Consider the following 5,416-nt stretch of genomic DNA (forward strand, 5'->3'; position numbering starts at 1 on the left):
CGTCCTCGAGGGACTCGTGCACGATCGCGGGCGTCGCGCGGGAGTCGTCCACCGCCGGGGCGCCGTCGCGTGGCTGGGCCTGGACGGCGATCGGAGCCGCGACCACGACCACGGCGACGAGGGCGCCGATACTCCAGGTGCGGCGGCGGGGGAGGTGGCGCATGGGGTCACTGTTCCTATCGGGACGGGAAGGGAACCGGCCGGGTCCGTGACCGTAGATCGTATGGCCGGATCCACGTCCGCGGGGAATTTCGCCCGGGGTGGTCCGCCGCGGGTCCGGGCGCGGCCTGGATCGGTGGTGGAAGCGGACAGACGCTAGGCTGCGGCACGGCGGCGACGCGGTTCCGGCCGTGACACCGGCCTGCGGAACCTCGGTCCGAGGTGTCGCCCGAGGCGGGTGGTCCGCGTACACGTAGTCCCCAGCCCTCACGCCGCAGCCCTCATATCGCCCCCAGACCGCAGCCCCTGACCGGAGGTCCCATGTCCGACGCCGACGCCGCACTGCACGATGCGCTCGAGTCCGTGGTGGCCCGCAACCCCGGGCAGAAGCTCTTCCGGCAGGCCGTGCACGAGGTGCTCGAGTCGCTCGCCCCCGTGGTCGCGCAGCATCCCGAGTACGTCGAGGGCGGGATCCTCAAGCGGATCGTCGAACCCGAACGAGTGGTGTCCTTCCGCGTGCCGTGGGTCGACGACTCGGGAGTGATCCAGGTCCAGCGCGGCTTCCGGGTCCAGTTCAGCTCCGACCTGGGTCCGTACAAGGGTGGTCTGCGGTTCCACCGGTCCGTCGACGAGGACACCCTCAAGTTCCTCGGCTTCGAGCAGGTCTTCAAGAACGCGCTCACGGGCCTGGGGCTGGGAGGTGGCAAGGGCGGCTCCGACTTCGACCCCCACGGTAGGACCGACGGCGAGGTGATGCGCTTCTGCCAGTCGTTCATGGCCGAACTCGCCCATCACATCGGGGCGGACCTGGACGTGCCCGCCGGGGACATCGGCGTGGGCGGCCGCGAGATCGGCTACCTGTACGGCCAGTATCGGAAGATCACGGGCCGGAACGAGGCGGGGGTGATCACCGGCAAGGGGATCGGCTACGGCGGGTCCTGGGCGAGGACCGAGGCCACGGGCTACGGGCTCGTCTACTACGTCCGCGAGATGCTCCGCGAGACCGACTTCAGCCTCGACGGCTCCCGCGTTGTCGTCTCCGGGTCCGGGAACGTGGCCCTCTACGCGGCCAGGAAAGCCACGCAACTCGGAGCCACCGTCGTGGCCTGCTCCGACAGCTCCGGGTACGTGGTCGACGAGAGGGGCCTCGACCTGGACCTGCTCGCCGACGTCAAGGACGTCCGACGCGAGCGGCTCTCGGTCTACGCCGAGGAGCGGGGTGACTGCGAGTTCGTCGAGGGGCGTTCGGTGTGGGAGGTGAAGTGCGACATCGCACTGCCCTGCGCGACGCAGAACGAGCTCGACGGCGACGCCGCGCGGACCCTGGCGGGCAACGGGTGCCGCCTGGTGGCCGAGGGGGCCAACATGCCGTGCACCGAGGAGGCCGTCGAGGTGATCCGCGAGAAGGGCATCCTGTTCGGACCCGCCAAGGCCGCGAACGCGGGCGGTGTGGCCACCAGCGGGTTGGAGATGCGCCAGAACGCCGGTCGGCTGCAGTGGGACTTCGAGCGCGTCGACTCCGAGCTCGACCGCATCATGACCAACATCTATGCCACCACGGCCGCGACCGCCGAGGAGTACGGGATGCCCGGCGACCTGGCGGCCGGGGCCAACATCGCCGGCTTCCGCCGCGTCGCGGACGCGATGCTCGCGCAGGGCGTCATCTAGCTCAGGTCGTCCGTTCCCCAGTCGGGAAGAGCGTTCCGCACGCATCGCCCGAGAGGCGGGTGTGCGGAACGGTCTTGTCGTTGAGGATGCGTGCGGGCGTGCGGGCGTGCGGGCGCGTGGATGGGCGCCACGTCGGATTGAGTCGGGTGGGCGCAGGTTTCCGCGTGATCTGGATCACCCCGGGAATGGATCGGGCCGGTCCCCAGTTGTACAGGGCGTCAAACCTCAGCGATCCGGACTCAACTTGGGTTGACGGCGCCACCGCCGAGAGGCAGGGTGGAGTCACTGATCCGAGCCTTGAGCCGGGTCTGCTGAACAACAGAGTTTCGGACCACCCCCCGTCCGCGCGGTAACGGCGCGGAGAGAAGGAGAACATCATGGGACGTGCAGTCGGTATCGACCTCGGCACCACCAATTCCTGCGTCGCCGTCCTCGAGGGCGGCGAGGCCAACGTGATCGCCAACGCCGAGGGGTCGCGCACGACCCCGTCGGTGGTCGCGTTCGCCAAGAACGGCGAGGTCCTCGTGGGCCAGCCGGCCAAGAACCAGGCGGTCACCAACGTCGACCGCACCATCCGCTCGGTCAAGCGCCACATCGGCACGGACTGGAAGTCGGACTCGATCGACGGCAAGAACTACACCCCGCAGGAGATCAGCGCGCGCACGCTCCAGAAGCTCAAGCGCGACGCCGAGTCCTACCTCGGTGAGGAGGTGACGGACGCCGTCATCACCGTCCCCGCCTACTTCAACGACGCCCAGCGTCAGGCCACCAAGGACGCCGGCCAGATCGCCGGCATGAACGTCCTGCGCATCGTCAACGAGCCCACCGCGGCCGCATTGGCGTACGGGCTGGACAAGGGCGACAAGGAGCAGACCATCCTGGTCTTCGACCTCGGTGGCGGTACCTTCGACGTCTCCCTGCTCGACATCGGCGACGGCGTCGTCGAGGTCCGGGCGACCTCCGGTGACAACCACCTCGGTGGTGACGACTGGGACCAGCGGATCGTCGACTGGCTCGTGGACAAGTTCAAGGCGCAGAACGGCATCGACCTCACCAAGGACAAGATGGCGCTGCAGCGTCTGCGTGAGGCCGCCGAGAAGGCGAAGATCGAGCTGTCGAGCGGTCAGTCCACCTCGATCAACCTGCCGTACATCACGGTCGACGCGGACAAGAACCCGCTCTTCCTCGACGAGACGCTGTCGCGCTCGGAGTTCCAGAAGATCACGCAGGACCTGCTCGACCGGTGCCGCAAGCCGTTCCAGGCCGTCATCAAGGACGCCGGGATCGCCGTGTCTACCATCGACCACGTGGTGCTCGTCGGTGGCTCGACCCGCATGCCGGCCGTGTCCGACCTGGTCAAGGAGCTGACCGGCGGCAAGGAGCCCAACAAGGGCGTCAACCCGGACGAGGTCGTCGCCGTGGGCGCCGCGCTGCAGGCCGGCGTGCTCCGCGGCGAGGTCAAGGACGTGCTCCTGCTCGACGTGACCCCGCTGTCGCTGGGCATCGAGACCAAGGGCGGCGTGATGACCAAGCTCATCGAGCGCAACACGACCATCCCCACCAAGCGGTCGGAGACCTTCACCACGGCCGACGACAACCAGCCGTCGGTGCAGATCCAGGTGTTCCAGGGTGAGCGCGAGATGGCGGCGCAGAACAAGCTGCTCGGCTCGTTCGAGCTCGCCGGTATCGCCCCCGCGCCGCGTGGCGTGCCGCAGATCGAGGTCACCTTTGACATCGACGCCAACGGCATCGTCCACGTGACCGCCAAGGACAAGGGCACCGGCAAGGAGAACACGATCATCATCCAGGACGGCTCCGGCCTGTCCAAGGAGGAGATCGACCAGATGATCAAGGACGCCGAGGAGCACGCCGCCGAGGACCACAAGCGTCGCGAGGAGGCGGACGCCCGCAACCAGGCCGAGTCCACGATCTACCAGACGGAGAAGTTCGTCTCGGAGAACGAGGACAAGATCCCGGCCGACAAGAAGGAGTCGCTCCAGGCCGCGATCGCCGACGCCAAGACCGCCCTCGAGGGCTCGGACGTCGACGCCATCAAGTCCGCGGTCGAGAAGGTCAACACCGAGGCGCAGGCCGTCGGCCAGGCCATCTACGAGGCCTCCGCGGCCGAGGGTGCCGAGGCCGGCGACCCCACCTCCGCGGGGTCGGTTGACGACGACGTGGTCGACGCCGAGGTCGTGGACGAGGACGAGCCGAAGGGGGACGACAAGTGACGGACGCGACCGGAATTCCTGATCCCGGCGACCCGGAGGCCACCGACGAGGAGGCGGTGGACGAGAAGTTCGTCCAGGACGCCCCCGTCGCCCCCGAGGCCGAGATCGTGGCCGAGGGCGCGGCCGGCGTCGACCCGGACGAGGTCGAGGCGGCCGCAGAGGACGACGAGACAGTCAGGGGTGAGTTCCAGTGACCACACCACACGCTGACGGTCCGGAGACGGACAAGGCCGCCTGGGCGGGCGGTGACGCGCAGGACGTGGCCGCCGCGCAGGCGGTGGATGACAAGACCGGCGCCGCTCCGTCGGAGGCGGTGGAGGGCGAGATCGTCGAGGACGACCCCGCCCCCACCACCGACGGCGCCGCCGGCGACCGGTCGTCCGACGACGACGCCACGTCGGCGCTGCAGGCGCAGCTCGACGAACGGACGGCGGACCTGCAGCGCGTGTCGGCGGAGTTCGCCAACTACCGCCGCCGCGTCGAGCGGGACCGACAGGCCATCATCGACACCGCCAAGGGCTCGGTCCTCACCGAGCTCCTGACGATCGTCGACGACCTGGAGCGGGCACGGGCGCACGGGGACCTGGAGGAGGGGCCGCTCAAGGCCTTCGCCGACCGGGTCCACGCGGTCCTGGCCTCCCAGGGGGTCGAGTCCTTCGGCGAGGAGGGGGACGCGTTCGACCCGTCCGTGCACGAGGCCGTGCAGGACGAGTCGGAGGGTTCCGAGCCCGTGCTGGGCACGATCCTGCGCAAGGGCTATCGCCACGGCGAGCGGACCCTGCGGTCGGCGATGGTCACCGTCCGCTGATCCGCTCGTCCTCCACCGCCGCCGGTGTGCGGTCACCCGCACACCGGCGGTCGAGGTGGAAAAGTGAGACTTCGGGTAAGTAGGAACTGATCAGGAACCGATAGGGAAAGGAGGCGTCTGGTGAGTCAGCGCGAATGGGTCGAGAAGGACTACTACGCCGAACTGGGCGTCTCCAAGTCCGCCACGGCGGACGAGATCCGCAAGGCGTACCGCAAGCTCGCGAGCGACAACCACCCGGACAAGAACCCGGGGAACAAGGCCGCCGAGGAGAAGTTCAAGCGGGTCGGCGAGGCCAACAGCGTCATCGGCGACCCCGCCAAGCGCAAGGAGTACGACGAGTTCCGGGCGCAGGTGTCCTCCGGCGGGTTCGGCGGCTTCGCGCCTCCCGGTGGGGGCCGATACACCACCACCGGCGGTGACTTCGACATCGGCGACCTCTTCGGAGGGGCCGCGGGTGCGGGCGGAGCCGGTGGGGCCGGGGGCTTCTCCGATCTCTTCGGCGGCCTGTTCAACCAGGGCGGCGGCCGCGGCGGCGGGGCCGGCGCGGGCC

General features: G+C 69.4%; 5 protein-coding genes. All 5 read left to right on the forward strand.

The features are described 5' to 3' along the window. The first annotated feature begins 480 nt into the window (after positions 1-480). Positions 481-1,827, forward strand: coding sequence for an NADP-specific glutamate dehydrogenase (gene gdhA / locus G6021_RS03365; RefSeq protein WP_179523534.1), 1,347 nt, complete (start codon positions 481-483; stop codon positions 1,825-1,827). A gap of 377 nt (positions 1,828-2,204) precedes the next feature. After that, positions 2,205-4,058: a molecular chaperone DnaK gene (gene dnaK / locus G6021_RS03370; RefSeq protein ID WP_182610460.1), complete on the forward strand. Its 1,854-nt coding sequence runs from the start codon at positions 2,205-2,207 to the stop codon at positions 4,056-4,058. Then, positions 4,055-4,252: a hypothetical protein gene (locus G6021_RS03375; RefSeq protein ID WP_182610459.1), complete on the forward strand. Its 198-nt coding sequence runs from the start codon at positions 4,055-4,057 to the stop codon at positions 4,250-4,252. The genes dnaK and G6021_RS03375 overlap by 4 nt, the downstream gene beginning before the upstream one ends. Next, entirely contained in the window at positions 4,249-4,866 is a 618-nt protein-coding gene (gene grpE / locus G6021_RS03380) for a nucleotide exchange factor GrpE (protein ID WP_179523531.1), read from the forward strand. Before G6021_RS03375 ends, grpE begins: the two co-directional genes overlap by 4 nt. A 117-nt stretch (positions 4,867-4,983) precedes the next feature. After that, positions 4,984-5,416: DnaJ domain-containing protein (locus G6021_RS03385; RefSeq protein WP_187700391.1), on the forward strand; the 433-nt coding region annotated here is incomplete at its 3' end.

Source organism: Dietzia sp. CW19 (assembly GCF_014145265.1).
GTDB lineage: Bacteria > Actinomycetota > Actinomycetes > Mycobacteriales > Mycobacteriaceae > Dietzia > Dietzia natronolimnaea.